This is a genomic window from Pseudoalteromonas sp. BZA4 (genome assembly GCF_040104395.1).
Lineage (GTDB): Bacteria > Pseudomonadota > Gammaproteobacteria > Enterobacterales > Alteromonadaceae > Pseudoalteromonas.
In genome coordinates this window covers 1-24,916 of record NZ_JBECOT010000055.1, presented here as the reverse complement: position 1 = coordinate 24,916, position 24,916 = coordinate 1, and the positions used below count along the sequence as shown (strand labels likewise).

The following is a 24,916-nucleotide window of genomic DNA, read 5'->3' as shown; positions in this document are numbered from 1 at the left end:
CACCAGAGAGCACAGCGCTAATAGCAAGGAGAAGAATATCGATAAGTTCATGCTTTTTACAACGTTCAATGCGAGGATCTGTAATTGAATTAAAATGTTTCAGAAAAGTAGTGCTCATATTTATGCGGCCAAGTAATTATTATGCCTTGATCTGATCACTACTTGCTCTATAAGTTCAATTTATAATGATCTTGCCGTGCAGAGTATAGCGTGAATTGGTAGATTTGAGATTGGGTTTATTATTCGTTTCGCTTTATAATGGGCACATAATTTGTATTTGGTTGAGAGTGTATGAAAGCCATTTTTATTAGTTTTTTAATCGTTTTTTCCAGTCTGAGCGCGGCCAATAAGATTGATCTTGAGGCCAATATGAAAAACATGGGGCTTGCTTATAAAAACTCAGTGCGAGCAACTGATTTAGCCACCTTTAATACCGCTATCGATGAATTTATTGAGTTGTTAGAGACTGCCAAAACAGCTGATTTTAAACAGCATAAAACAGCGTCTTTAGAAGGGCTTGATAAAGTCATAAATCAAGCAAAGCAAGCTAAGCAACTTGCAACGACCCGTGGCCTTGAAGCTGCAAAAGCGCCGCTTAAATCTATTGATGAGCTACGTAAGAAATACCATGAGCTACATGAGCCGCCAGGTTTTTGGGAGTTGTTATTTGGCAAATAAAAATAAACTAACGAGTTAGATTTACTTTAATTTAAAAAAGGTGCCTCGGCACCTTTTTTAACGCTTTTTCTTTTTACCCTGAACTGCCTTCAAGCGCGGATTGTCTTTATTAATAACATAGACACGACCTTTACGCTTTACGATTTGGCAGCCCAGGCGGTTCTTCGCGCTTTTTAATGAACTTAACACTTTCATGTTCTTTCCTATAGCAACTACTTGCTCGCTAAGTTCTTGAAACGACGATTAAACGCAGCAACACGGCCATCGCTTGCAACGGCTTTTTGCTTACCGGTATAAAACGGGTGTGAATCGCTTGATACGTCAATTGGCACATAAGGGTAGGTTTTGCCCTCAAGTTCAACTGTGCGCGAAGTTTTAATTGTCGAACCAATAATAAAGTAGCTGTCTGCCGCTGTATCATGAAACGCGACTTGCTGGTAATCAGGGTGGATATTTGGCTTCATAATGGAACTCTTTGTTATGTGATAATGTAGCAATTATAGAGTGGTTGACTATTCAGATCAAGATAAAAATGATTCTTATTTATCTTGTTTTGTCTTAATTTTGTACAAGCTGAACAATCAATAAGCAGTTAGATTTAAAAAGCTGGATATTGTCGATAAGGCTGTTATAACTAGGTATGCGTGCTTATTTTAAAGAAGGATAAGGAAGTGAATGATAAAACTAGCCGTGAAGAACTAGATCAAAATGTAATGAACACGCTTCGCGATAAAGACCATTCTGTTTTAGCTAATCATGTAGACACCTTGTCGTGTACTCACAACGATATTATTGAGTTGTTGGCACAGTATTTAGCTCTGAGTGAACAAGATGATGATGAGCGTTTTGATACCTGGTTTGATAATCTAAGTAAAGAGCAACACACCGTTGTGAAGACTTTCGAAGTGTATCGTGGTCAGTACGAGCATTTAGATTCTTAATACTTGATCATGTTGTTTTTACATGAAAAAAGCCACCCGAAGGCGGCTTTGCTGATTAGCGCTAACTAATTAATCTAACATGTAAGCTCGCATGGTAATTTGCTCAGCTTGGCTTGAACCATAATCTGAAACAATCGTTCGAATATGGACAAAGTCACCGACGTTGCCAGTATTAGGGATCGTAGCTACCCATTCACCGTCAATGTGTTCAACCTGTGCATCTAACCAGTTTTCGCTTGAGAACTTCGTTGATACAGGGCAATAGATATAAGCAGGCACGTTAGCAATTGTGCATTCTTGGCCGTACGCATATTGGAACTGTACATCTGCCAGCGCCACTTCACCTACACCGTCCAGTAAACCCGTTAACTTAACGTGAGCCGCTTCACCTACTTTCATGCTGTTATTAATATCAACCGGTAAATCAACCATAGGCATTAAAATTGGCTGAACACCTTGTTGCTGCTCGTCAGCCGTAAATGTATAGAAACCTTGGTAAAGAGAACCTAGCTTATCATTTATTGGAGAGCGCTCGCCAACACCACGGGCATAAGAACGCATTTCTAAGGTAATTTGATGAGAGCCCGGCTCAAGCGTTAACGTGCCTTGATACGGAGAGGCTGGCTCACCATTTACTTTTAAACCAAAGGCTGAGCTACCCATAAAGCCAAAAATACCATCATGGTTTGCGGCATCGCCAAACGAGGCAAGGTTAAAGTAAAGAACATTGGTATCGCGGCTAATAATCGCCGAGCCACTGCTGCCTAAGCTACCAGCACGTGGACCTTTAAACCAAGTAGTGCTTTGCTCAGCACCTTCAGTCATAGCGCGTGGACCATCAAAATAAGCGCCACCACTTTGAATTTGATAGTTTGGCATAACGACATTCGTCCATGCATTTTTTGTACTTGCTGTGTAATATTCATCACGCTGATGAGGCAACATAATTAACTGTGAGCTACCTGTTGAGTAGAACTCTCCGGTACTGTTGGTCATTGCCATAACATCAGTCCATGCAGGGCGCTCATCATTTTGCGAGTGATAAGACGCACTCATTTTATGCATTTTATGTTCAGCAATATTGATTTGCCCAGATTGAATTCGGCCATCAGTAATATGGTTGATTGAATAAGCATAAGGTGAGCGTTCAGCCGCAATACCAGACCAGCTAACGATATTGTTGCCAGCCTCTATTTCTGCCATTAAGGCTTCACCTTGTTCGGTACTAATACCAATCACGGGGACTTTTGGTGTGCCTGTGATTGCCCCTTTATATCGGCCGCCACGACCAGGACGATAAAAAATCACACCGCTGGCGCCATTTTTCATCGCATTACCGACCATGTAAGACGTGAGGTAATTAGGGTTAGCAATAAGCGCAATTTTTCCGTCTAACTCAAATTGGCTCCAGTCAGTGCTGTAACCAGCATCACCTACTGGCACGACTTCTGCTGAGCCTTCACCATGAAAAGACAGTGCTAAACCTTGTTTGATGTAATCAAGTTCAACCCCATTTTGCATCGTGACGGTTGTTTCTGGAGCTACCGCGCGGGTGGTGATAAATGAGCGAAAACGATCGTCATGACCTTGTGACCATGCATACATATCATTTACGTAATCAGGTGCCATTTCGATAGCTGCAAGCTTCGCAACTTCTTGATCGTCAATCGCGTAAGTAAAGCCAAATGAATAACCTTGTGGATCAAGAGGCTGGTCAGCTTTGAAGGTGACAGGTTGAGCGTTACGTGCATCAAAGTTAATCTCTGTTTTGCCATCAATCTTACGATTTAATACAGCCATTTGTGCCGCTGATTCAACTAAACCAGAGCTGGTTTGCTGATTATCGTAAGTCATAATGTTAGCAATCAACGTATAGTAACCAGCAGGTACATCGATATTGGCTTTACCGCCAGTGAGCCTAACAAGACTGCCCCAATCATCTTCTTCATTAATTAAGTAAAGCTTTGATGGCGAGCCTGCTTGATTACCCCAGCGATCAGTCAGGTTTACCGTTAAATTAACGTGAGGTTGGTCAATCCAAAATGATACTGGCACAGTTACTTGTTGGTCGGTATTGCCAACGGTTGTGCCTGTGATACGACCTGTAATTGCACCATAAGCACTGTTATTAAGTGCCACACTAGGGTCAATCCACATAGGGACTTGAGCAACACCTTTGGCTGGGATTGTCACAGATTTAATATCTAATCCTGCCAAGGTCGCCGGTAATTGTGTTTTGCCATCTTCACCAATTAAGTCTAATTTCAATTTTAATTTAATACTTTCATCAGACGTGTTTGTTAGCGTGATCTGTGTTTCGGTAAATGCACTATTGGCATTATCAAAGTAGCCAAGTTCACGGTTTGCAGGGGCCACAATAGCTTGGTCAATGGCACGGTCGATATTCATGGCACCGGCACCTTGCTCAAGGACGTGTGAGTCACCACTAAATACAGATGATGTAAGCACGTCTTTAATTTCTTTTGGCGTAAGGTCTTGGCGAGCTTGCATTACAATTGCAGCACCACCGGCAACATGAGGGGCAGCCATTGATGTGCCTGAATACACGCGGTAGGCCGTATCACCTAAGCCACCAGAAGCCGCGGCAACCACAGAGACACCTTGCGAGGCAATATCTGGTTTTGCTGAGTGGCCATCTGGCGATGGACCGCGTAAAGAGAACGACGCCGTATTGCCGTCACGATCAATGGCACCCACGGTTAGTGCACTTGGCGCACAGCCCGGTGAACCAATTGTTTCGCGGGTAAAGCTATTGCCTGCAGAGATAACAAATAAGGCCTTATCGCTCAGCGCTTTAACCATCTCAACCAATGGGCCACTACAAGTTGTTGCCGTACCACCCAATGACATATTTACAATATTAGCGTGCTCAGAAAGCACGGCCCATTGCATGCCATTTAAAATACCGTAAGTTGAACCTGAACCCGTATTACTTAATACTTTACCGATAATTAAATCGGCAGCTGGTGCCACACCGACCCATTTACCTTCTGACTCATGACCATTGCCTGCAACGGTTGAGGCTGTATGAGTACCATGACCATTTAAATCATCTACACCGTTGCTCGAATAAGTAAAATCACGGGATGCAATGACGCGACCTTGTAAGTCTGGGTGCTCGGTATCGTAGCCTGTATCAAGCACGGCAACTTTAATACCTGCGCCATTATAGTTAATCGCTGACTCACCATATGCGCCGGTTAGTGGGACTGTTGGAGTCAGTGTTTCTGACTGGGTAACCTTGTGAGCATGAACGACAGCATCAAGCCAAATACCTTCAACGTCAGCTTGTGCAACCAGGGTTTGCCAAGTTTGCGCTGCTTTGTCTTTGTTGATTGCAAATGCGGCGCTGTCGATTAGCTCAATTTCACCGGTTAATGACATACCAGCAAGCGTTGCTGGGACTGCAGGTCCTGCAAGGGTGCCGTCGCGGTATTCAACAATGACGGGGAGGGCGTCGGTTGATGCATCATCGTAACCCGATTCATATAACTTATTAATGTTAAATAACTCTAAATCGATCGCATTTGAATCAACTAAGGCTTGAGCATGGTTTGGAACAACATAGGTGTTGTTACCACGTTTAAAGATACTGGTGAACGTATCTGAGCCGTCTGCATTCACTAATCGAATGCCGCCTAATTTGCCGTCTTTATTGACAATAGCCGACACTTTGTCCCCAGTGATCAAAGTGAATGTAAGGGCATCCGCTTTACTTTGTTGTGTAACGAATGATTCTTCTGCAGTTGCTGGCTGGGCAATTGATAAGCCGAGCATGGCTAAGTAGGTCGCCTTTAAGCGACCAAGCCTTGGAAAAGGTTTCATCTTTTCATCCTGTATTTTGATGTAATTAGTTTGGAAGAAAGGAGTTATTGCTAGGTGCCAAAACAACAAACATGACAAGAGCAATAACCCAACCAGACCAATCTAAAGATCAAACAGATGAAAACCTACAAAACAAAGGTAGCAAATTGTATTAACTGATTTGCAACAAAATAAACATTGTTGCAACTTTGTGCGGTTATTCAGTTGCGCTTCATTTAAAGCGCAAAATGAAAGGTTATTTTACCGATAGATCGTACTTTGCAACGACATCATCAATATAACGATGGCGTAGTGTGTTTTTACCTTCGTTGCCTGTACCATGGCTTAACGCGCGGTTCATTAATTTGAGTGCATTATGTAAGCTTTGGCGCTCTTCTACGCTTAAACCTGTTTTAGAACGCAATTCAGTAATGTCATCAATCAATAACTTAGCTACGTCGAGCTGTACGGCTTCTTCAACTAAGCCATTTTGTGTGAGCACACCGTATTTACTGCATAAAAACTGTTGCCAAACTTGCTGTAAGTGCTCGTCAATTTCACTGCCAAATAATTCTTCATCGATAGCAAAGCCTTGCTCAGCAAGCTTACTGAGTTGATTTGAATATTGCTGAGCAAAATAATTAAACGCTTGGCAGGATGAGCTTATGTGATGTTTAATAATTAATTGCCCCCAACTTGCGGCACCACGAGGGTAATAGTCTTGATATTCTTCGCATTGATAAATGCCCGAATACGAGCTGCACTCTAATTGGCTCTGCAAACAATAACTCGGTTTTGGAAATAAACTACTTTGTTGCCATGCCGATAGCGTTTCCTCATCAATTGAGAGGGTATGACACAGCTCTTCGGTAGTATAAAAGTAGGTTGCCAAAAATTTTGAAAGTTGCATTATCAAATACTCACAATAAACACTGTTAATTTATACAGTGTTTGATTTTGGCTTAACTTTGATTTTTTCTCAAGTATTTTTATTTATTGCATCACACTACTCGGAAAATGCCCGTGTTTATGATACAACTAGCGCAAATTTTCCAAACATTAAAAAAGTTATGCGCAACCTAGAAACAATTAAACAAGCAAGTTTGATCACCGCTATAAAAACACCTTATTTAACTAATGGTGAAATTGATCTTGCATGTTATGACGACCTTGTTGAACAGCAAATTGCAGCTGGTGTTGATGGCATCATTGTGGGTGGGACCACAGGTGAAGGCCAATTAATGAATTGGGAAGAACACTTAATGCTAATTGCTCACAGTGTTAGCAAATTCTCGGACCGTTTATTAATTGTTGGTAATACAGGTAGCAACAATACGCGTGAAGCAATTAAAGCAACCGAGTATGGTTTTGCCACCGGTATGGATGCTGCGCTGCAAATAAACCCATATTATGGGCGAACGTCTATGGCGGGTGTGAAAGAGCACTTTAACCGTTTACTTGATATTGGTCCTGCGTTTATCTACAACGTCGCAGGTCGTACAGGCCAAGATTTAACACCAGATATCATTGAGCCACTCGCTAAGCACGAAAATTTTATCGGTGTAAAAGAGTGCGGTGGCAATGAGCGTATTGCTCATTATGAACAGCAAGGTATTGCTTGTTGGTCAGGTAATGACGATGAAGCGCATGACGCAAGACACATTCATGAAGCCCACGGTGTTATCTCGGTTACATCTAATATTATTCCTGGCTTATTCCGTCAGTTAATGGATGAGCAAAATGATGCACTTAATGCAAAACTACAGCCACTTATGGGCTGGTTATTCTGCGAGCCTAATCCAATTGCAATCAATACGGCACTAATGATGACAGGCGCGGTAAATCCTGTGTTCCGTCTTCCTTATGTGCCACTAACAAGTGCTCAGCAAGAAATCGGTTTAGGTTACATTAACGAACTTGATGTTGCTGATATAGTGGGTGAAAAAGCACAACTTTTAACCGAAAAAGACGTTATTTTACGATAAAAATGAATAAGTGCTTAATTGCGGCTGTAATTAAGCACCATTGTTTTACTTTTTTGTAGCTAATAGGTAAAATTAGCAATCGTTTGGCGTTATAAGAATAATATTTGTGAAATTTGTTGTTGAGAATTTGAGTTTATGGGTTGCACCCGAGCAACAAATAGCAGAATTAAGCCATCTCAATCTTGCTGACCTTGATTTAAGCTGGGTTGCACCGATGCAGCGCCGCCGCTTAAGTCCATTTATGAAAATGGCGCTTCATACTATGCATCAAGCGCAAGGTGAGCATCAGCAGTTAGCTGTTAATTTTTCATCGCGTCATGGCGACTTACCAAAAACAGCGCAACTGTTACATTCACTTGTTGAACAAGAACCTCTTTCTCCGACCGCATTTGGTTTGAGTGTACATAATGCTGCAACTGGATTGTTCTCGATTATTGCAAAAAATAAAGCCCCAATGAATGCTATCGCTGGTGGCCAAGACAGCATTATTTCAGCCATGATAGATGGTTTTGCTCGTGTTCATAGTGGTGTAGAGCAGCAAATTTTAATTGCCCATGCCGAAAGTGTATTACCTGATGAATACTTACCATTTAGTGACGAGCAACAAATTGCTCATAGTGTATCGTTCGTATTATCAACAGCGCAGACCGGTAAGCCGTATTTTGAATTAACAAAACTTTCTGAATCAGAACATACTCAAAGTGACTCGTGTTTACCACTGAGTCTGCAATTAGCAGCTGCTTTAACAAGCAAAGGATCACAATGGCTGCTTTCACATCAACAATCAGCTTGGATGCTACAGTACCATGGCGACTAACGTTTACATTAAGTTGAATAAAATTTGGCGTGTACTGGCAACCGGGTTTTGTTTTGCTGTATTTGGTTTTGGCGGTATTGTACTCACCTTGTTGGTTTTACCTTTACAACGTTTATTTGAACCTTGCCAAGCGAAACGTAAGCAAAAAGCCCGTTTAACGGTTCACTATAGTTTTAAATTCTTTGTTGCCTTGATGCATTACACTGGTGCTATCCATTTTTCTGTGCAAGATAAACAGAAATTTCATGATCTTAAAGGGCAGTTAGTACTTGCCAATCACCCTTCATTAATTGATGTTGTGGTGCTGATATCTGTGATTAAAAATGCTGACTGCGTGGTCAAAGCACACCTATTTAAAAATCCATTTATGCGCGGTGTCATTAAAGGCACAGGTTATATTAGTAATGAAGACCCGCAAGAGTTACTTAATGATTGTGAAGCATCACTCGCTGCTGGAAATAACCTGATTATCTTTCCTGAAGGCACCCGCACAACCCCAGGTGAACAGTTAAAATTTAAGCGTGGCGCTGCGAATATTGCTGCGCGTTGTGAAGCCCCAATTACCTCAGTGCTGATTAGTATGAAACCCAGCACTTTGACCAAAGGCACACCATGGTATTGCGTTGCCGCAACAAAAGCGCATTTTGAGATGCGCTTTGCCACTGACCCATTTACGTTTAACGACACATTTAATAATGAACAACCCGCCATGCAAGCACGACAATTAACCCGTGATTTGCAACATTACTTTTCAGAGGAACTCAGGCACCTATGACTGAACTAAAGAACAAAATAAAACAATTAATCATTAGCAGTTTAGATCTTGAAGATATTACCGTGGATGATATTGAAAATGACCAACCTTTGTTTGTTGATGGTTTAGGCCTAGATAGCATCGATGCGCTTGAGCTTGGCTTAGCCATTAAAAAAGAGTTTAACGTTAAGATTGACGCAAACTCAGAACAAACAAAAGCCCATTTTGCATCGGTAGATGCATTGGCAGAATTTATTAACCAACACCAATCATAATACAGACTTAGAAGTAGGAATTAGCATGAAAACCGCTGCTGACATTTACAACGTTTTACAGGGCATTTTAGTAGATGAATTTGAGATCGATGCTGATGATATCAGCCTAGATGCGCACCTGTATCAAGACCTAGATCTTGATAGCATTGATGCTGTTGATTTAGTTGTAAAACTACGCGAAATCACTGGTAAGAAAATTGAGCCAGATGCATTTAAGCAAGTGCGTACTGTGCAAGATGTTGTAAACGAAGTAGAAAAACTCGTTTCATAAACATTACTATGCTCAAAGCGATAACCACAACACTGCTCTTAGTATGCTTATCTTTATACCCATTTATTGTGTATTTTGGATTACAGCATATCTCATTAAGGCAAGTGAGCTTGGTATTGATGGTATTGTTAGGTTTAAGGCTTTTACTTAGCAAGAAGTTACTGACATCTATGCCATGGATAAAGCCAGCCTCTATTTTGGCTATTATCGCTTTAGCAACAACGCAGTTTTTTAACAGTGATCTGGGCTTAAAGCTTTACCCAGTCATTATTAATACAGTAATGGCCATAACCTTTGCTTATTCGTTGAAAAGTGGCCCAACAGTCATTGAAAGTTTTGCTCGAATTAAAGAGCCTGATCTTGATGAAAAAGGGGTTAATTACACGCGCCAAGTTACTAAAGTATGGTGCGCGTTTTTTATTATTAATGGCAGTATTGCGTTATACACTAGCCTATTTACTTCGTTACAGACATGGACTCTGTACAACGGATTAATAGCCTATATTTTGATAGCTCTCTTAGGCCTTGTGGAATGGCTTGTAAGACAAAAGGTTAAAAGTAATGGTAGCGAGTAACCTGAAATTTCACCCAGACGCTGCATTTGTTGTTGCAGGGCAGCCAATAACACAAACACAGTTTTTTGCTGATATTGCGGCTTATCAAAGTAAGCTCACAGCGCTTAAAGCTGGCAGCCATGTGGTGTTATTCCATCCTGATACCTACCAATTTGCAGTGCGCTTATTTGCTTTAGCGTGTAGTGGTTATAATGTTATTTTGCCACCTAATGGTCAGCACGAAACCTTAAGTTTATTGCTAGCACAGTCTGCTTTTTTTGCCGGCGATGCGACCAATATCAATGATGATGTGCTATTTACTAACCTTGAGCAAAGTCTTGGTCACACGCCTTTGCAAACTAACCGTTTACAATGGCCAACAAACACAGCGGTTATATTTTATACGTCAGGCTCATCAGGACAATCTAAACCGATAGTGAAACCGTGGCGGGTATTAAATCGAGAGCTTGCAGTACTTTCAATGTCATTTGACTTACCCAGCCAATTTACGTTTTTAGCAACTGTTTCGCATCAGCATATTTACGGCTTATTATTTCATTTACTTTGGCCGTTGGCGAAAGGCCATATAATTGATAGTGAACAAATTCAGTACCCTGAACATATTGCGCAAAGGCTAAAAAATATTCGTTATGCAGCGCTCGTCTCAAGCCCTGCGCAACTTGGCCGTTTATGTGCTGATAATGTGTTAATTCCTGAGCGCGACAAAATTAAGTGGTTATTCTCCTCTGGCGGACCACTCAATAATGAGCATGCCGAAACTTTATTTAACCAGTTAGCTCGCCCTGCTACCCAAGTATTTGGTAGTACCGAAACCGGCGGTATTGCTTATCGACAAGTTACACAGGCAGCGGTTGATGTACCATGGCAGCCGTTTAATGGTAATTTTTTATCGCTGAATCATGAAGGGCGCTTGATGCTAGATTCTGCGATTTTAGAGCAATCGAATTTCCCTTTAGATGATAGAGCGCTTATTCATAAAAATGGTCAATTTAAACTGTTGGGCCGTATAGACAGAACGATAAAAATTGAAGAAAAACGTTTAAACCTTGATGAGCTTGAGAGTTATCTGCAAAGTCACGACTGGGTAAAAGAAGTAAAAGTGGTGGTTATTCCAGCCAAGCGTGTGCAAATTGGTGCGGTGGTTGTACTCAGTGATGAGGCAAATAAAGAGCTTGAACAACAGGGTAAATTGGCAATTAACCGCGCTTTACAAGCACACCTCTCAAACCGCTTTGAACGTATTTGCTTACCACGTAAATGGCGCTACATCGATGCACTTCCTTTTAACAGCCAAGCTAAATTAAGTTTAAAAACATTGGAGCAGTATTTTGCCAAGCCTGAATAACGTGACCCCAGAGGTGGCCATTTTATCACAAACAGAAACTAGCGTGAGTTTAGCGTTAACCATTGCGGCTGATTTAGATTATTTTCGCGGCCACTTTCCAGATGCGCCAATTTTAGCAGGCGTAGTACAGCTGGATTGGGCAGTAAAATATGCTCAGCAATATTTGGGTTTTGGCAAACTAGTTCAAGATTTAGAAGTGTTAAAGTTTCAGGTAGTAACAACCCCTGATATGACGGTAAACCTCACCCTTGAGCGCAATGCAAAAGGCAAATGTTTGTTTAGCTATCAATCAGAAAAAGGCCAGCATGCGTCTGGTCGAATTGTATTTTGTGATTAAGCCATGAACCAGTTTTGTATTGTTATTCCTAATTACAATCACACCCATGCTATTGCTGCTGTACTCGATGAGCTAAAAGAGCTACAGCTGCCGATAATCATGGTTGATGATGGCAGTGACGCTGATGCCAAACAAGTATTTGCAAAGCTTAACGCACAGTATGACTTTTTAACCTTGATAAGCCATGCTCAAAATCAAGGTAAGGGTGGGGCAGTTCAAACTGGCTTGATGGCTGCTTACCAGCAAGGGTTTAGCCATGCCATTCAGGTTGATGCTGACGGCCAACATTCGTTAGCGGATATTAGTAAGTTGATTGAACTAAGTAATGCATCACCTAACAAGGTGATCAGTGGTTGCCCAATTTATGACAGCTCCGTGCCTAAGCACCGTTATTTAAGTCGTTACATCACCCATTTTTGGGTTTGGGTAGAAACGCTCAGTTTTGATATTGTTGATTCAATGTGTGGTTTTCGGGTTTACCCCTTAGCAGCCGTTGAACAATTAATGACTAAGCAAACGCTTGGCAAGCGCATGGACTTTGATATTGAAATTTTAGTCAGGCTTTATTGGCAAGGTGTTAAAGTCACGTTTTTGCCAACCCAGGTCATTTACCCTGAAAATGGTGTATCTCACTTTCGAGCCTTACACGATAACGTGGGAATTTCTTGGCTGCATACGCGTTTATTCTTTGGCATGTTGCTACGCTCACCTAAGCTGCTTTGGCGTAAGGTGGCTGGCTAATGGCTGTAAAACATTGGTCAAAAATGCAGGAACGTGGCAATCGCTTAGGCATGCAAATATTGCTCGTATGTTATCGCGTATTTGGTCGAAAAGGCTTGTGGCTGGTGTTGTTTCCGGTGGTGTTTTATTTGTTTTTAACTGGCAAAACTGCTCGCCAAGCGTCACATGCATTCTTAACCCAAGCGCGCAAGGTGAATGGCAATAGTAAAGCAGTTACTTGGCGCGATAGCTTTCGTCACTTTCGCTGCTTTGCTGACAGCGCCTTTGACAAAATAGATGCATGGCTTGGACGAATTCAGCAACAAAATATTCTTTACACCAACGAAGCGCTGTTTAAGCAACTTGATGAGCAACAGCAAGGGGCTATTTTTATCGGTTCACACCTTGGTAATTTAGAGGTATGTAGAGCACTTAGCCAACACCGAAACAGTAAAACGATTAATGTGTTGGTGTTTACGCATCATGCTGTTGAATTTAATAAATTACTGAAAAGTATTAATCCGGATGTTGCGGTAAACCTCATTCAAGTAACCGATCTTGGCCCTGATATGGCAATTATGCTCAAAGAAAAAGTCGAACAGGGTGAAATTGTGGTGATTGTCGGTGATAGAACCAGCACCACCACCGCAGGAAGAGTTATCGAAGCTGACTTTTTAGGTAAGCCAGCCCCTTTTTCACAAGGGCCATTCATTTTAGCTGCGCTGTTAGATTGCCCGGTGTTTCATCTGTTTTGTTTAAAAGATAAAAAGCCCAATGGCGAAACATTTTACCGCGTGATTTTTGAAAAATACGCCGACAAACTCGTTTTACCGCGTAAAACGAGGCAACAAACATTACAACAAATTGTTAGCGATTATGCGCAAAGGCTCAGTTTTTATGCTGCGGCCTATCCGTATCAATGGTTTAATTTTTATGATTTTTGGCAAAATGACGAGCAAGTGTCTCGTAGTCAAAACAAGGAGAAATAAGGTGTCAGAGCACTCGACTACCGTTTTTGGCCAACAGCGTTTATCAATCGAAGATATTGTTCATATTGCATTAGAGCAAGGTGCTGTTGCGTTAACATCAGACCGTCAATTTGCTAATAAAATAGACAGCGCCGTGGCGTTTTTAGATAAGTTGCTTGAAGATGATGGCGTGATATATGGCGTTACCACAGGTTATGGCGACTCAGTAACCGTAAAAGTGCCACTTGATTTAGTCAATGAGTTACCACTGCATCTTACTCGTTTTCATGGTTGTGGCCTTGGCGATGTTTTTAATCAAGCCCAAGGGCGCGCTATTTTAGCAACCCGCTTAACTTCGCTTTCACAAGGTTATTCTGGCGTTAGCTGGGAGATGTTGAATTTATTACGTGACTTTTTAAATCACAATATCGTACCGGTTATCCCGCAAGAAGGCTCAGTGGGAGCCAGTGGTGATTTAACGCCGCTTTCGTATGTAGCTGGTGCTATGGTTGGCGAGCGTGATGTGTATTACAAAGGCGAAATTAAAAACAGTCTAGAGGTGATGCAAGAACTTGGCTTAAAGCCATTAAAGCTGCGCCCGAAAGAAGGGCTGGCAGTCATGAATGGCACGGCCGTAATGACAGCTTTGGCATGTCTTGCTTATGATAGAGCAGATTACCTAGCTAAACTGACCAGCCGTATAACTGCCCTTGCAAGCCTTGCATTAAAAGGTAACAGTCATCACTTTGATGATATTTTGTTTTCAGTGAAGCCACATCCAGGGCAACAGCAAGTAGCTGCATGGATCCGTGGTGACTTAAACCATGTAGAACACCCTCGTAATGCTGACCGCTTACAAGATAGGTATTCAATTCGCTGTGCTCCACATGTGATTGGTGTGCTGCAAGATAGTTTGCCATGGTTTAGGCAAATGATTGAAAATGAATTAAATTCGGCAAATGATAATCCAATCATCGATGGTGAAGGTGAACACGTACTGCATGGTGGTCACTTCTATGGCGGTCATATTGCAATGGTAATGGATAGCATGAAAACTGCTGTTGCTAATTTAGCCGACTTAGCCGACAGACAAATCGCATCCTTAGTTGATACGCGCTATAACAATGGTTTGCCTTCTAATTTATCGGCGAGTAATGATGAGCGTCGTTACATTAACCATGGTTTTAAAGCGGTACAAATTGGTGCCAGTGCATACACGGCTGAAGCATTAAAACTGACCATGCCAGCAAGTGTGTTTTCTCGTTCAACCGAGTGTCACAACCAAGATAAAGTGAGCATGGGAACCATCGCTGCGCGAGATTGTTTGCGTATCTTACAGTTAACCGAGCAAGTGGTTGCAAGTACCTTGCTTGCGAGTATTCAGGGTCTACGTTTACGTATTAATAGCGGTGAGCTTGAATTTGCTAGTTTAACTAGTGATGTACAAAGTATGTATCAAGACATTAGCGAGTTTTTCCCACTGCTTGATGAAGACCGTCCTCTAGAGGCGGTTCTTCGCTTTACGGTTGACGCTATTCAAACAAAACGTTGGAGTTTATATGCATAGTAGAGGCTCGTTGCTGAGCACTCATGTTGAGATTGAAATCCCTTTTCATGATTGCGATCCAATGAATGTGGTATGGCATGGTAATTACCCGCGCTATTTAGAAGTCGCGCGCTGTGAATTACTGCGTTTGTTTGATTATGATTATGTGCAAATGCAAGAGTCTGGCTATGCATGGCCGATTATTGACATGCATATTAAGTACGTCGGCTCTGCATTGTTTACACAAAAAATCCGCGTTGATGCCTACTTAAAAGAATATGAAACACGATTACGTATCGATTACGTAATCACTGATTGCGCTACAGGTAAAAAGTTAACCAAAGCAACGACTATCCAAGTTGCGGTTGATATAGAGAAAAAAGAAATGCAGTTTGTTTCGCCGCCTGTGCTACATGAAAAACTTCAAAAGGTGATTTAATGCGATTAAGCGTGTTGTTACTGAGTGTGCTAGTTTTTTTTCCTGTGTTTGCATCGAGCGCAGTGACAGAGCAAGGCACATTTAGCCAAGAGAAGCATTTTAAAGGATTTAGTAAACCTTTTATTTCAACAGGTTCGTTTGAACTTGCTGAAGATGGCCTCACTTGGCAGGTTGAATCTCCGGTTAAAAGCACGCTATTAATCAAGCAAGGGCAAGTATATACCCTTAACGATCAAGGTGAGCCGCAGCTACAAAAAGGAGCTGAGCCTTACGTTAATTTACTGCAAGCGATTTTAAAGCATGATGAAGTGGCACTTGCTGAGCAATTTTCGATGACAGGTCATGCAGAGTCCGGTTGTCAGACTTTATTGCCTAAAGATGACTTGCTAAAGCAGCTATTTAGTCAGTTCGAATTATGTGTAGCAGCAGAGCAAGTGAGCCGTGTGCGTCTTCAAGAAGCAAATGGTAACTTTACTGTATTACGCTTTGCTTATCCTCATAAAGAGCAAAAACAGTGAAAGCATGGGGCCTAACGCTTGCTTGGCTGAGCCTATTAGTTAGCGCCTTAGTGGTTGTTTTTATTCTAAAACAGCCTACGTTGAATAATGATATTTTGGCTTTGTTGCCAAAGTCAGAACCGCGTTTACAGCAAGTCGAAGAACACTTTTTTTCAGCTAATAAACAGCAGTTAAGCTTTTCTTTTCGTGGTGAAAATGCAGTAAAAGCTTATGATGATTTACATCAATGGCTGGCGACTAAACATATTGAGCCTCGTTTTAAGTTACCAGAAATCTCCCAGTTAGCAGCATTTTACGGTCAGTATGCAGGGCACTTAGTTTCCGAGGAATATAAGCAAGCGATTGGCGATGCTAATCGCTTTCAACAGTATTACTTTAGTCAGTTGAGTAAAGTCGCAGATCCTTTTGTTTCAAGTACTATCAACCAAGACCCTACGCTTGCCACAGCGGGGTTCTTATCTGAAGCAATGGCGCACATGCAGCAATTTGAGCTGCAAGATGGCCGAATTAACATTAGCTATCAAGGTGATGAGTATTTAATGTTATTCGTGCAAAGTGCTGACAATGCCTTTTCAATAAATCAATCAATAGCTTTAAGCAATGAGATAGTTGCCTATATCGCTGAGCTTGAAGGCCGCTATCCAGGTACACAAATTCGCTATGCTGGTGCTTTATTTCACACCGCAGCAAATGCACAGCAAGCCAAATTTGAAATGACCTTGTTTGGTTCGGTGAGCTTGCTGGCGCTTATTGTGATGGTGATGTGGGTGTTTCGCTCGATAAATGCATTGTGGCTGGCCTCTGTAACCGTGATAAGCGCCGCTATTGGCGGCACCATTGCGCTGATCAGTATTTTTAGTCAAGTGCATGTATTAACCATGGTGTTTGCCGTGACACTGATTGGTATTGCCATTGATTATGCATTTCATGGCATGCTTGATTTAACCGAGCAGCCGCTAGGTTTTAGTAAAGGGCTCAAACTGGCGCTGCTGTTGTCGTTACTAACCACCACACTCGGTTACGCGAGTTTGTTTTTCTCACCGGTGCAGTTACTCAGTCAAGTGGGCGTGTTTGTTGTTGCAGGGCTAGTTACAGCTTGGCTCTGCACACGTATTTTATTGCCTTATTGGCAAGCTGGTTTAACCATTAACACTGCTGCACATCGATTAGCAAACATGTTAAGTGGTTATTTAAAACGCTTAACGTATTATCGCCTCGCACTCAGTATGCTGACGTTAGTGCTATTGAGTGCTTTTGCCTTACTAAAACCCCCTGTGATTAATGATGATGTAAAGCTGTTAAATGCAAGTCCTGCTGATTTAATGCAAAACGAAGCCTTGCATATGTCTTTATTAGGTAAAGATAATGGCCAAATCATGATTTTATTTGCCGATAATGCGCAGCAGTTATTAGTACAACAAGAAGCATTAAAAGCAACTATTCTCGGCCTTAATGGCAGTGCAGTGATGCTTAGTGACTTAGTGCCTAGTAAACAATTACAACAGCAAAACTACGAGCAACTGCATTCGGCCCAGCAAGCCATGAGTGTGGTTAGCCAAATGACAGGGGCGCCCGTTGAGCTCCCAACATCAATGCTTGATTTAAACGCGGCACTTAATTCACCGTTAGCGCCGTTAATCGCTAACCAAGTGATCTCAAACAATACACTAACCGCAAGCTGGTTTATGGTAACCGGTGTAAATAAATCCGAGCTGATGGATTTAGCCAACGCTTACCCAGATTTAATTGTTTACGATAAAGTCGCGATGATAAGTGAAGGTTTAAGTCATTACTCAAATTCGTTACTGATAACATTGGCCATTGCGATGACCTTTGCGTTACTACTATTTAGCGTCAAATTTGGTTTTAAAACGGCGTGTAAACAAACGCTAGTGCTTGTACTAACAACCGCGGCTGTACTGCTACTTTGCAGTGCACTGCAATCTCAGTTATCGATTTTTAATTTGCTAGGCTGTTTATTGATATTAGCGTTGGCAATCGATTACTTAGTGTTTTATCAGGTCAATAATTTAAGCCCGAGCAATGTACTCGCAATTAGTTTGTCAGCGGCATCATCGATGTGGGTATTTGGCATGTTGGCCGTTTCGAAAACCCCGGCCATTTTCAGTTTCGGATTAACGGTATTAGTGGGGCTAGTTTGTATCTATATTCTGGCGCCGCTCAGTATTGCATTACCTAAAAATAAGGAAAAATAATAGGTGAATAATCAAGTTCAACAGGCTGATGTTGTTATTATTGGTGCTGGCCCTTCAGGTGCTGTGGCTGCCAGTTTACTAGTAAAAAAAGGTTGGCATGTAGTGGTGTTAGAGCAGCAAACCTTTCCGCGTTTTTCGATTGGTGAAAGTTTATTACCCCAGTGCATGAGCTTTTTAGCAGAAGCAGGCCTTGAGCAAGCGGTGCAAGTACAGGCACAATCGCTTGGTTTTCAGTTTAAAAATGGGGCGGCGTTTCAGCGTCGGGGCGACCACACAACAATCGATTTTACCGAGAAATTTAGCGAAGGCCCTGGCACGACTTTTCAGGTAAAACGCGCTGACTTTGATAAATGCTTAGCCGATGGTGCCATGCAGCAAGGGGCTGAAATACGTTACCAACATAGCGTGTTAGCGTTCACCGATTGTGAGGATGGCGCTTTACTTGATGTTACGGATGAAAACCAACAAGGCTATCAAATTAAAGGGCGTTTTGTACTTGATGCCAGTGGTTTTGGTAGGGTATTACCTCGCTTACTTGATTTAGAGTCAGCATCAAATTTCCCAGTACGTTGGGCTTTTTTCAGCCATTTTAAAGATAATATTAGCGATACACAGTTTGACCGCGAAAAAATCTTAATTAATGTTCACCCAGAGCATAAAGATATTTGGTATTGGCTGATCCCATTTAGTGATGGTACGGCAAGCATTGGTGTCGTTGGTAAACCAGAGCAGCTTGAGGATAAACAACCACTCGCTGGTTTAAATGAATTTATTGAACAAGATAACTATTTAAGTGAGTTATTAGCCAATCGTGAAGCAATTGGTGAAGCGCGTGCTATCAAAGGCTATTCGGCTAATGTGTCGAGCTTGTATGGTGAACATTTTGCACTACTTGGTAATGCCGGTGAGTTTTTAGATCCGGTATTTTCATCTGGGGTGACGATTGCATTAAAATCAGCCTCATTGGTCGCTCCTTTAGTTGATAGCTACTTACGTGGTGAGCAAGTTGATTTCAAAAACGATTACAGTGAGCCTTTGCAACAAGGAGTTAATTGCTTTAGAACCTACGTTAGTGCTTGGTATGATGGCTCTTTTCAAGACGTAATTTTTTACGGTGAGAAAAACCAACAAGTGCGCGAGATGATCAGTGCTATTCTTGCGGGTTATGCATGGGACTTACAAAACCCATTTGTAAAACAAAGCAACAAACGCTTAAATACGTTGGTTGAATTATGTCGCGACTAACACGCTCTTTGCTCTTATCTTTGAGCATATTAGTGGCGAGTTGTGCCAGTGAATTTGCAGTAAAAACGGGCGTTGATTTAGCGCCAAATGCAGGGATTTATTTGCTTGATCCACCGCCATCATTAGTTGCCGATAATTGGCAGCAAGTACTTGAAGTACACCATGGCGATGAGCAGCATACATTACTAGCGCAGCTGAGTTTAAACAGTGAAACGGGTATTAACTTGGTTGTGATGACGGCTCAAGGTATGCCAATCTTTCAGTTAGAAAAAGCGCCACTAGGGCCAATTCAAAGCGAAAAAATGCTTCCTATCAACGCGGTTGATCCTCGCTATATTCTTGCTGATATCATGCTAGTACACTGGCCAGTTGCTGTGCTTAACTCGCAGCTTTATGGTTTGAACTTGGTTGAACAAGGCTCAACGCGACGCTTATATCAGGGGGAGCAGTTAATTAGCGAAATTCGCTATTTAGACGGTGCAACAGAACTTGTAAACTTTCAGCGGGATTACAAAATTAAATTTCAAAGGGTTAATTGATTATGCCATTTTGGCTTAACGACTTAGGTATTGTTAGTGCATTGGGGGTTGGTCATCAACAAACAATGCAAAGTATCAGCTTACAACCTAAACAAACACTCACAAAGGTGACGTCGCTTGCATTTGAGCAGCGCCCAACCTTTGTGGGTTTGGTTAATGAACTGCCATTAACAGCATCAATGCGATTTTATCAGCTAATCGATTTAGCGCTGGCGCAAATCGCTGATACATTGGCAAGCATAAACATTCCGAGCAGCCGTATTGCTGTGGTGATTGGTACCAGTACTGCTGCAATTCAAGAAGGTGAAAGAGGCCGAATTGCCCATGCAGCTAAGGGAAAGTGGCCAGAGGAGTTTGATTATTACGACCAAGCGCTCGTCGCACCCGCCAATTATATTGCCAAGAAACTCGCTGCGAAGGGGCCAAGTTACAGCATTTCAACTGCGTGTAGTTCAAGTGCCAAGGCGCTTATTAGTGCGCGCGCCTTACTCAGTGCCGATTTAGCCGATGTGGTAATTTGTGGTGGGGTAGATAGCTTGTGCCAACTCACTATCAATGGCTTTGATTCGTTATCTTCTATTAGCGATAAAATTTGTAAGCCGTTTAGTGGCGACAGAGCAGGCATCAATATAGGTGAAGCCGCAGCGTTATTTGTTATGAGTAAAGAGCAGCATACAAAACAAAGTATTGCCTTTTTAGGTGGTGGTGAAAGCTCCGACGCCCACCATATTTCAGCCCCGATTGCAGATGGTTCTGGCGCAATCGCAGCGATGACAACGGCGTTGCAAGACGCGAATTTAACGCCTTCAGATATCGACTACATTAATGCCCATGGAACAGCCACACCGCAAAATGATGCCATGGAATCTCTGGCAATCAGTGAGGTATTTGGCAAAGATACCAAGGTCAGTTCTTCTAAACATTTGACCGGCCACACCTTAGGCGCTGCAGGAGCTTTAGAAGCTGGATTATGTTGGCTCTATTTGGCTTACCCAGAGTTTAATCAATTAGTATGCAATCAGGTTATGAAAGACGAATCATTGGCTGAAATTGGTTTAATAACACAACCAGAAACGGCAGAAATTAACACTTGTTTATCAAGTTCGTTTGCCTTTGGTGGCAATAATGTCAGTGTAGTACTAGGACATCTAAATGAATCACTATAAAATTGAGCAAGTAGTCCCTCATAGCGAACCAATGATATTGCTCAATCGCCTATCCAATTACAGCGAAGAGTCAGGTTGTTGTGAAGTGGATATACGTTCACACAGCCCGTTTTATGACGAGAGCTTAAATGGCGTTGCCAGTTATATTGGCTGTGAATATATGGCGCAAACTATCGCAGCGTATGCTGGTGCGCTGGCAAAAGACAAAGGGAATGAAGTACAAATCGGTTTTTTAATTGGTACGCGCAAATATAAAACCTATGCACCGGTATTTAAAAACGAGCAAACGCTTAAAGTCTCGGTGACAAAATTATATCAAGAAGAATCAGGGTTAAGTGTATTTGAGTGTCAAATACATAGCGATGAAACATGCTTAGCAGAAGCAAAAATCAATGTGTTTCAACCACAAGACCCAATGCAGTTTATAAGAGAAAATCAATGACAAAACGTATTTTAGTCACCGGCTCAAGCCGTGGTATTGGCAAAGCAATCGCACTTAGATTAGCTAACGATGGCTTTGATATTGCTGTTCATTGTCGCAGTGGTGTGGCTGAAGCAGAGCAAACCTGTGAAGAAATCAGTGCGCTTGGTCGTCATGCTAGCTTATTGCAATTTGATGTTTGCGATAGAGAGCTTGCAAAACAACAAATTGAAGCTGATATTGCCGAGCACGGTGCGTATTATGGGGTGATCTGTAATGCCGGTATCACGAATGATATGGCGTTCCCTGCGATGCAAGGTGATGATTGGGATAAAGTGATCCGTACTGGCCTTGACGGTTTTTACAATGTGGTGCATCCAACGGTGATGCCAATGGTGCAAGGTCGTAAAGGTGGCCGTATTGTCACTATGGCGTCAGTGTCAGGGATTGCCGGTAATCGCGGACAAGTTAACTACAGTGCCGCTAAAGCGGGCATTATTGGTGCGACCAAAGCGCTTTCGCTTGAGCTTGCAAAACGTAAGATCACCGTTAACTGCGTGGCACCAGGGTTAATCGAAACTGAAATGACAGACGATTTACCGGTTGATGAAATGCTAAAAATGATCCCATTAAAACGTATGGGGTCGGTTAGTGAAGTCGCGGGTACTGTGTCGTTTTTATGTTCAGATGACGCCGCGTATATCACCCGCCAAGTTATTTCTGTGAATGGCGGTATGGTGTAATGAAGCGTGTTGTTGTTACAGGCATGTCTGCCATTACTGCATTAGGTGATACCTGGGGTGAATTTAAAACCGCTTTGCAAAAAGGTGAAAATGCCGTTCAGTACATGACTGACTGGGATGTGGCGCCAGAATTAAACACTCGACTAGCAGCACCTGTTACTCATTTTAGTAAACCAAGCCACTATAAGCGTAAACAAGTTCGATCAATGGGGCGTGTTGCTATGATGTCGACCCGTACTACAGAGCTTGCTTTAGAAGAAGCTGGGCTATTAGAGCACTCAAGTCTAACCGACGGCTCTACAGGTATTGCTTTTGGCTCATCAACGGGGTCAACGCCACCATTATTGGCTTTTGCAAAAATGATGGAAACCGGCGAAATGACAGGCGTAACGGCCACCAGTTACATCCAGATGATGGCGCATACAGCGCCTGTGAATGTGGGTGTCTTTTTTGGCTTAAAAGGTCGGGTGATCACTACCAGCTCTGCGTGTACATCAGGCTCGCAAGGTATTGGTTATGCTTACGAAGCGATTAAGTATGGTCGACAAAAAGCCATGGTGGCTGGTGGCGCAGAAGAGTTATGCATTACAGAAGCTGCGGTATTTGACACCTTATACGCGACCAGCACAAAAAATGATGCTGCGAAAAGCTCGCCACGACCATTTGATCAAAATCGTGATGGTCTGGTTATTGGTGAAGGTGCAGGCACACTCATTTTAGAAGAGTATGAGCATGCCCTAGCCCGCGGAGCGACCATTTATGCGGAGCTCGTCGGCTTTGGTTGTAACTCAGATGGTCAACATGTGACGCAACCTACCGCAGAAACTATGCAAGTGGCTATCGAAATGGCACTTAATGATGCACAGCTTACTGCCGACCAAATTGGCTATGTGAATGCTCATGGTACGTCAACAGATCGGGGTGATATTGCGGAGTCTCAGGCGACTTTCAATGCCCTTGGCAAGAAACCTATTAGCTCATTAAAGAGTTATTTAGGTCATACCTTAGGAGCGTGTGGCGCCATTGAGGCATGGGCAAGTATCAATATGATGAATGATGGTTGGTTTGCACCTACTATCAATTTAACGGATGTCGATCCTGAGTGTGCTGATTTAGATTATATCAAGGGCAATGGCCGTGAAATGCAAACAGATTACATTATGAGTAATAACTTTGCGTTTGGTGGCATCAATACCTCGTTAATTTTTAAAAAGTGGCAAGCATGATCAAGCGCTGCATCATAAGTATTTTATTTATTCTAACTTTTAATGCTTATGCTGCAGAAGACAGTGTAGAAAAGGGCACTGCAAAAATGGAGTTCGGTGCAGGCCTTTTTTATGCAGATATCCCGTATTATTTAGGTTCAGATGAAAGTGAGCAATACCTATTGCCTGTGCCTTATTTTCGTTATCAAAGCGATAAAATGGCCATCGATCGTAATAACTTCACTGGCTTTTTGTGGCAACAAGAAAATCTCCATTTAGATTTATCTGCCAACGTAGGTCTTGCAGTTGACAGTGAAGACAACAAAGCCCGAGAAGGTATGGATGATCTAGATTGGGTGTTTGAATTAGGGCCTTCACTTAATTACTACCTAATAGGTGAACCAAACGCTAAACAGCATTTGTATTTAAGCCTGTTTGCACGCAAAGCCATTGCGACAGATTTCTCTGGTATTGATGATATTGGCTGGCGTTATGGGCCAAGTGTGTATTATCGAGTGCCGATCATCGAAAAGGCGGATTCACAATTTTCATTAGCGTTTCGTGGCAATATCAACTTTGCTAGCGATAAATACCTTGATTACTACTATGGGGTGAGTGACTTACATAGCAATGAAACTCGCCAAGCATATGCAAGTCGTTCAGGTTTTTCTGGTGCTGATGTATCAATTGGGGTACATTTTGACACACCAAAGTATTGGTTAGGTGGTTTTGTCAAATATCATCACCTTGCTAACAGTCAACAAGATGCAAGCCCACTTGTGAAGCAAGATTATAATGTTTCAGTCGGTTTTGGTGTTGCATGGAAATTTTATAGAAGGAATTTTTAAATGAAGTTATTGACCCTTGCCTGTGCTTTAGTAGCTTGCTTGTTTTCAACAAACAGTTTTGCACGTGATGATTTACAAACGCTACCTGTACAAGCATTACTTGAAACCACCAAAGCGAAACAAGCGCTGTTAGATATTTCGCTGTATTTTGCTGATCAAAGTCATACCAGCATTAAAACCAATTATGGTGAAGTGATCACCAACAAGAAAACCAACGCATTTAATAAAACTGACCGAGAAGCGTGTGAGTGGGTAATGCTTAGTGCTTTAAAAGCATTACAAGAGCGTGCTGTTCGTGAAGGCATGAATGCAGTTGTAAATATTCAGTCGTACTACAAAAAACGTGAGTTCGTTAGCCAAACAGAATATCAATGTGGTGCGGGCACATTTGTTGCTGGCGTGGCATTAAAAGGCACGGCTAGCGCATTTTAATCCCAGACTCTAACAGGGTTGAGCGGTAATCATCGTCTAGCCCTGCCATTTTCTTTTTCCTCGCCATACTAGCTGACTTAGATGTATCTTGTTTAAAAAGCGCCATG

Annotated in this window: 29 protein-coding genes and 1 pseudogene; 24 read left to right on the top strand and 6 right to left on the bottom strand. The window is 42.2% G+C overall.

The features are described 5' to 3' along the window. Positions 1 to 118: transposase family protein (locus ABMY41_RS17615; protein WP_349274175.1), on the bottom strand; the 118-nt coding region annotated here is incomplete at its 3' end. Positions 119 to 291: 173 nt separating this feature from the next. Between ABMY41_RS17615 and ABMY41_RS17610 the strand changes: the two genes are divergently transcribed. Further along, on the top strand, positions 292 to 678 hold the full coding sequence (locus ABMY41_RS17610; protein WP_287244590.1) for a cytochrome b562: 387 nt from the start codon (positions 292 to 294) through the stop codon (positions 676 to 678). Between the two features lie 57 nt (positions 679 to 735). On the opposite strand, the gene ykgO is transcribed toward ABMY41_RS17610, so the two are convergent. Continuing rightward, positions 736 to 873 carry a type B 50S ribosomal protein L36 gene (ykgO, locus tag ABMY41_RS17605; protein WP_287244595.1) on the bottom strand — a complete coding sequence of 46 codons (138 nt, stop codon included), beginning with the start codon at positions 871 to 873 and terminating at the stop codon, positions 736 to 738. 17 nt (positions 874 to 890) lie between these two features. Beyond that, positions 891 to 1,142, bottom strand: a complete 252-nt coding sequence (locus tag ABMY41_RS17600; protein WP_062567146.1) for a type B 50S ribosomal protein L31 — start codon at positions 1,140 to 1,142, stop codon at positions 891 to 893. Positions 1,143 to 1,349: 207 nt separating this feature from the next. Here ABMY41_RS17600 and ABMY41_RS17595 point away from each other — a divergent pair, with 207 nt between their 5' ends. Then, positions 1,350 to 1,619 carry a hypothetical protein gene (locus tag ABMY41_RS17595; protein WP_054554596.1) on the top strand — a complete coding sequence of 90 codons (270 nt, stop codon included), beginning with the start codon at positions 1,350 to 1,352 and terminating at the stop codon, positions 1,617 to 1,619. A 69-nt stretch (positions 1,620 to 1,688) separates the two neighbouring features. Here the strand turns inward: ABMY41_RS17595 and ABMY41_RS17590 are convergent, their stop codons facing one another. Together ABMY41_RS17590 and ABMY41_RS17585 are read right to left on the bottom strand one after the other, a co-directional pair. Next, positions 1,689 to 5,465, bottom strand: coding sequence for a S8 family serine peptidase (locus tag ABMY41_RS17590; protein ID WP_349275642.1), 3,777 nt, complete (start codon positions 5,463 to 5,465; stop codon positions 1,689 to 1,691). A 235-nt stretch (positions 5,466 to 5,700) separates the two neighbouring features. Continuing rightward, entirely contained in the window at positions 5,701 to 6,354 is a 654-nt protein-coding gene (locus tag ABMY41_RS17585) for a DUF6058 family natural product biosynthesis protein (protein ID WP_349275640.1), read from the bottom strand. Between the two features lie 160 nt (positions 6,355 to 6,514). On the opposite strand from ABMY41_RS17585, the gene dapA reads away from it, so the two are divergent. The 22 genes from dapA to ABMY41_RS17475 all read left to right on the top strand — a co-directional run bounded on the left by dapA (position 6,515) and on the right by ABMY41_RS17475 (position 24,809). Continuing rightward, on the top strand, positions 6,515 to 7,429 hold the full coding sequence (gene dapA / locus ABMY41_RS17580) for a 4-hydroxy-tetrahydrodipicolinate synthase (RefSeq protein ID WP_287245190.1): 915 nt from the start codon (positions 6,515 to 6,517) through the stop codon (positions 7,427 to 7,429). A 106-nt stretch (positions 7,430 to 7,535) separates the two neighbouring features. After that, entirely contained in the window at positions 7,536 to 8,246 is a 711-nt protein-coding gene (locus tag ABMY41_RS17575; RefSeq protein WP_289097091.1) for a beta-ketoacyl synthase chain length factor, read from the top strand. Further along, positions 8,236 to 9,021: a lysophospholipid acyltransferase family protein gene (locus ABMY41_RS17570; RefSeq protein WP_251601709.1), complete on the top strand. Its 786-nt coding sequence runs from the start codon at positions 8,236 to 8,238 to the stop codon at positions 9,019 to 9,021. The genes ABMY41_RS17575 and ABMY41_RS17570 overlap by 11 nt, the downstream gene beginning before the upstream one ends. Continuing rightward, positions 9,018 to 9,275: a phosphopantetheine-binding protein gene (locus ABMY41_RS17565; protein ID WP_054554555.1), complete on the top strand. Its 258-nt coding sequence runs from the start codon at positions 9,018 to 9,020 to the stop codon at positions 9,273 to 9,275. Before ABMY41_RS17570 ends, ABMY41_RS17565 begins: the two co-directional genes overlap by 4 nt. Positions 9,276 to 9,300: 25 nt before the next feature. Further along, positions 9,301 to 9,546, top strand: coding sequence for an acyl carrier protein (locus tag ABMY41_RS17560; RefSeq protein ID WP_054554554.1), 246 nt, complete (start codon positions 9,301 to 9,303; stop codon positions 9,544 to 9,546). 8 nt (positions 9,547 to 9,554) lie between these two features. Next, positions 9,555 to 10,121, top strand: a complete 567-nt coding sequence (locus ABMY41_RS17555) for a hypothetical protein (RefSeq protein WP_054562420.1) — start codon at positions 9,555 to 9,557, stop codon at positions 10,119 to 10,121. Beyond that, positions 10,108 to 11,466, top strand: a complete 1,359-nt coding sequence (locus ABMY41_RS17550) for a class I adenylate-forming enzyme family protein (protein WP_349275636.1) — start codon at positions 10,108 to 10,110, stop codon at positions 11,464 to 11,466. The genes ABMY41_RS17555 and ABMY41_RS17550 overlap by 14 nt, the downstream gene beginning before the upstream one ends. Continuing rightward, positions 11,450 to 11,803 (top strand): thioester dehydrase, encoded by a 354-nt coding sequence (locus ABMY41_RS17545; protein WP_289097093.1) that lies wholly within the window; start codon positions 11,450 to 11,452, stop codon positions 11,801 to 11,803. Before ABMY41_RS17550 ends, ABMY41_RS17545 begins: the two co-directional genes overlap by 17 nt. Before the next feature lie 3 nt (positions 11,804 to 11,806). After that, positions 11,807 to 12,544 carry a glycosyltransferase family 2 protein gene (locus ABMY41_RS17540; protein WP_287245176.1) on the top strand — a complete coding sequence of 246 codons (738 nt, stop codon included), beginning with the start codon at positions 11,807 to 11,809 and terminating at the stop codon, positions 12,542 to 12,544. Continuing rightward, on the top strand, positions 12,544 to 13,512 hold the full coding sequence (locus tag ABMY41_RS17535; RefSeq protein ID WP_349275633.1) for an acyltransferase: 969 nt from the start codon (positions 12,544 to 12,546) through the stop codon (positions 13,510 to 13,512). The genes ABMY41_RS17540 and ABMY41_RS17535 overlap by 1 nt, the downstream gene beginning before the upstream one ends. Before the next feature lies 1 nt (position 13,513). Continuing rightward, the gene (locus tag ABMY41_RS17530) at positions 13,514 to 15,058 is read left to right on the top strand and encodes an aromatic amino acid ammonia-lyase (protein ID WP_285220952.1); all 1,545 of its coding nucleotides are present in this window, start codon (positions 13,514 to 13,516) and stop codon (positions 15,056 to 15,058) included. Continuing rightward, the gene (locus ABMY41_RS17525) at positions 15,051 to 15,476 is read left to right on the top strand and encodes an acyl-CoA thioesterase (protein ID WP_054554548.1); all 426 of its coding nucleotides are present in this window, start codon (positions 15,051 to 15,053) and stop codon (positions 15,474 to 15,476) included. Before ABMY41_RS17530 ends, ABMY41_RS17525 begins: the two co-directional genes overlap by 8 nt. Beyond that, positions 15,476 to 15,994: an outer membrane lipoprotein carrier protein LolA gene (locus ABMY41_RS17520; protein ID WP_287245169.1), complete on the top strand. Its 519-nt coding sequence runs from the start codon at positions 15,476 to 15,478 to the stop codon at positions 15,992 to 15,994. Before ABMY41_RS17525 ends, ABMY41_RS17520 begins: the two co-directional genes overlap by 1 nt. Beyond that, complete coding sequence (locus ABMY41_RS17515) at positions 15,991 to 18,210, top strand: transporter (protein ID WP_349275630.1); 2,220 nt, start codon at positions 15,991 to 15,993, stop codon at positions 18,208 to 18,210. Before ABMY41_RS17520 ends, ABMY41_RS17515 begins: the two co-directional genes overlap by 4 nt. Positions 18,211 to 18,213: 3 nt before the next feature. After that, entirely contained in the window at positions 18,214 to 19,455 is a 1,242-nt protein-coding gene (locus ABMY41_RS17510; protein WP_349275628.1) for an NAD(P)/FAD-dependent oxidoreductase, read from the top strand. Beyond that, on the top strand, positions 19,443 to 19,994 hold the full coding sequence (locus ABMY41_RS17505) for a DUF3261 domain-containing protein (RefSeq protein ID WP_287245160.1): 552 nt from the start codon (positions 19,443 to 19,445) through the stop codon (positions 19,992 to 19,994). The genes ABMY41_RS17510 and ABMY41_RS17505 overlap by 13 nt, the downstream gene beginning before the upstream one ends. 2 nt (positions 19,995 to 19,996) lie before the next feature. After that, positions 19,997 to 21,160: a beta-ketoacyl-ACP synthase gene (locus ABMY41_RS17500; protein ID WP_349275625.1), complete on the top strand. Its 1,164-nt coding sequence runs from the start codon at positions 19,997 to 19,999 to the stop codon at positions 21,158 to 21,160. Next, complete coding sequence (locus ABMY41_RS17495; RefSeq protein WP_287243551.1) at positions 21,147 to 21,602, top strand: hotdog family protein; 456 nt, start codon at positions 21,147 to 21,149, stop codon at positions 21,600 to 21,602. The genes ABMY41_RS17500 and ABMY41_RS17495 overlap by 14 nt, the downstream gene beginning before the upstream one ends. Next, positions 21,599 to 22,324, top strand: coding sequence for a 3-oxoacyl-ACP reductase FabG (gene fabG, locus ABMY41_RS17490; RefSeq protein ID WP_054562409.1), 726 nt, complete (start codon positions 21,599 to 21,601; stop codon positions 22,322 to 22,324). Before ABMY41_RS17495 ends, fabG begins: the two co-directional genes overlap by 4 nt. Beyond that, positions 22,324 to 23,550, top strand: a complete 1,227-nt coding sequence (locus tag ABMY41_RS17485; RefSeq protein ID WP_349275623.1) for a beta-ketoacyl-ACP synthase — start codon at positions 22,324 to 22,326, stop codon at positions 23,548 to 23,550. Before fabG ends, ABMY41_RS17485 begins: the two co-directional genes overlap by 1 nt. Beyond that, positions 23,547 to 24,377 (top strand): MipA/OmpV family protein, encoded by an 831-nt coding sequence (locus ABMY41_RS17480; RefSeq protein WP_349275621.1) that lies wholly within the window; start codon positions 23,547 to 23,549, stop codon positions 24,375 to 24,377. Before ABMY41_RS17485 ends, ABMY41_RS17480 begins: the two co-directional genes overlap by 4 nt. Next, positions 24,378 to 24,809 (top strand): excinuclease ABC subunit A, encoded by a 432-nt coding sequence (locus tag ABMY41_RS17475; protein ID WP_349275619.1) that lies wholly within the window; start codon positions 24,378 to 24,380, stop codon positions 24,807 to 24,809. Here the strand turns inward: ABMY41_RS17475 and ABMY41_RS17470 are convergent. Further along, positions 24,796 to 24,916, bottom strand: a pseudogene (locus ABMY41_RS17470) (ISAs1 family transposase); the annotation flags it as partial. The gene ABMY41_RS17475 and the pseudogene ABMY41_RS17470 sit on opposite strands and share 14 nt — an antisense overlap.